A 3,149-nucleotide genomic window follows, 5' to 3' on the forward strand; every position below is an offset into this window, starting at 1 on the left:
ATTCGTTCTTTGAAAACTGAATAACGGAAAGCATGAAAAGACATCATGACCGGGTTGATCGATTGAGATGTGCAAACATCTTAACGAACAACCGACCTAGCGTGATCTTAAATGATCAAACCATGAAAAGAACCTGTGGTTAAATGAAGAAGGGCGCACGGTGAATGCCTTGGCACTAGGAGCCGATGAAGGACGCGACGAACAGCGATATGCTTCGGGGAGTTGTAAGTACACATTGATCCGAAGATTTCCGAATGGGGAAACCCACTACTTTTCACAGAGTAGTACTTGTTAGTGAATACATAGCTAATAAGAGGCAGACCCGGAGAACTGAAACATCTTAGTACCCGGAGGAAGAGAAAGCAAACGCGATTTCCTTAGTAGCGGCGAGCGAAACGGAACATAGCCCAAACCAAGTGGCTTGCCACTTGGGGTTGTAGGACACTCTATACGGAGTTACAAAGAAACGAGATAGATGAAGCGACCTGGAACGGTCCATCACAGAAGGTAAGAATCCTGTAATCGAAATTTCGTTTCCTCTTGAGTGGATCCTGAGTACGGCGGGACACGAGAAATCCCGTCGGAAGCAGGGAGGACCATCTCCCAAGGCTAAATACTCCCTAGTGACCGATAGTGAACCAGTACCGTGAGGGAAAGGTGAAAAGCACCCCGGAAGGGGAGTGAAAGAGATCCTGAAACCGTGTGCCTACAAGTAGTCAGAGCCCGTTAAGGGGTGATGGCGTGCCTTTTGTAGAATGAACCGGCGAGTGACGTGTACGTGCAAGGTTAAGTTGAAGAGACGGAGCCGCAGCGAAAGCGAGTCTGAATAGGGCGAGTTAGTACGTGAACGTCGACCCGAAACCGTGTGATCTACCCATGTCCAGGGTGAAGGTCGGGTAACACCGACTGGAGGCCCGAACCCACGTAGGTTGAAAGCTGCGGGGATGAGGTGTGGGTAGGGGTGAAATGCCAATCGAACACGGAGATAGCTGGTTCTCCCCGAAATAGCTTTAGGGCTAGCCTCGGTTTTGAGAATCCTGGAGGTAGAGCACTGATTGGATGAGGGGTCCTTACCGGATTACCGAGTTCAGTCAAACTCCGAATGCCAGAGATTTATGACCGGGAGTCAGACGGCGAGTGCTAAGATCCGTCGTCAAGAGGGAAACAGCCCAGATCACCAGCTAAGGTCCCAAAGTGTGTGTTAAGTGGGAAAGGATGTGGCGTTGCTTAGACAACCAGGATGTTGGCTTAGAAGCAGCCACCATTGAAAGAGTGCGTAATAGCTCACTGGTCGAGTGACGCTGCGCCGAAAATGTACCGGGGCTAAACACACCACCGAAGCTGTGGCAACTCTTAGGAGTTGGGTAGGGGAGCGTTCTGTAGGCAGAGAAGGTTGACCGTGAGGACAGCTGGAGCGTACAGAAGTGAGAATGCCGGTATGAGTAGCGAAAAGAAGGGTGAGAATCCCTTCCGTCGAAAATCTAAGGTTTCCTGAGGAAGGCTCGTCCGCTCAGGGTTAGTCGGGTCCTAAGCTGAGGCCGAAAGGCGTAGGCGATGGCAAACTGGTTGAAATTCCAGTACCACCTTGTCTCTGTTTGAACAATGGGGGGACGCAGAAAGGTAGGGAGAGCGTACAATTGGATGTGCGTCGAAGCGAACGAGGCCGTTGGATAGGCAAATCCGTCCAACAGATAAGGCTGAGTCGTGACCGCGAAAGGGCATAGCGCCCTTGAGTCCCTGATCCTCCGCTGCCGAGAAAAGCCTCTAGTGAGGAGACAGGTGCCCGTACCGCAAACCGACACAGGTAGATGGGATGAGAATTCTAAGACGCGCGGGAGAACTCTCGTTAAGGAACTCGGCAAAATGACCCCGTAACTTCGGGAGAAGGGGTGCTCCTTGGGGTGAATAGCCCTGGGGAGCCGCAGTGAAAAGGCCCAAGCGACTGTTTATCAAAAACACAGGTCTCTGCGAAGTCGTAAGACGAAGTATAGGGGCTGACACCTGCCCGGTGCTGGAAGGTTAAGAGGAGGACTTAGCTTCGGCGAAGGTTCGAATTGAAGCCCCAGTAAACGGCGGCCGTAACTATAACGGTCCTAAGGTAGCGAAATTCCTTGTCGGGTAAGTTCCGACCCGCACGAAAGGTGCAACGACTTGGGCACTGTCTCAACGAGAGACCCGGTGAAATTATAGTACCTGTGAAGATGCAGGTTACCCGCGACAGGACGGAAAGACCCCATGGAGCTTTACTGCAGCTTGATATTGGGTTTGGGCACAGCTTGTACAGGATAGGTAGGAGCCTTGGAAACCGGAGCGCTAGCTTCGGTGGAGGCGCTGGTGGGATACTACCCTTGCTGTGTTGAAATCCTAACCTCGAACCGTGATCCGGTTCAGGAACAGTGTCTGGTGGGCAGTTTGACTGGGGCGGTCGCCTCCTAAAGAGTAACGGAGGCGCCCAAAGGTTCCCTCAGAATGGTTGGAAATCATTCGAAGAGTGCAAAGGCAGAAGGGAGCTTGACTGCGAGACTTACAAGTCGAGCAGGGACGAAAGTCGGGCTTAGTGATCCGGCGGCACCGTATGGAAGGGCCGTCGCTCAACGGATAAAAGCTACCCTGGGGATAACAGGCTAATCTCCCCCAAGAGTCCACATCGACGGGGAGGTTTGGCACCTCGATGTCGGCTCGTCGCATCCTGGGGCTGAAGTAGGTCCCAAGGGTTGGGCTGTTCGCCCATTAAAGCGGCACGCGAGCTGGGTTCAGAACGTCGTGAGACAGTTCGGTCCCTATCCGTCGTGGGCGTTGGAAATTTGAGAGGAGCTGTCCTTAGTACGAGAGGACCGGGATGGACACACCGCTGGTGTACCAGTTGTTCCGCCAGGAGCATCGCTGGGTAGCTACGTGTGGCAGGGATAAGTGCTGAAAGCATCTAAGCATGAAGCCCCCCTCGAGATGAGATTTCCCATCATGTAAATGAGTAAGACCCCTGAGAGACGATCAGGTAGATAGGTCTGGTGTGGAAGTGTGGCGACACATGGAGCTGACAGATACTAATCGGTCGAGGATTTATCCACAAACTTTTTAAGGTTGCTGGGTCAAATCCGGTCAAATGTCTTGCGAATCCGTTATTCAGTTTTGAGAGAACGACACTCTCA

At 52.4% G+C, this 3,149-nt stretch carries 1 rRNA gene; it reads left to right on the top strand.

From position 1 onward, the window contains the following. Positions 1 to 137: 137 nt before the first annotated feature. Positions 138 to 3,068: ribosomal RNA gene (locus JOD17_RS21185) — 23S ribosomal RNA — on the top strand. The last annotated feature ends 81 nt before the right edge of the window (positions 3,069 to 3,149 follow it).

This window comes from Geomicrobium sediminis, assembly GCF_016908595.1.
In the GTDB taxonomy this organism is placed as follows: Bacteria; Bacillota; Bacilli; order Bacillales; family Marinococcaceae; genus Geomicrobium_A; species Geomicrobium_A sediminis.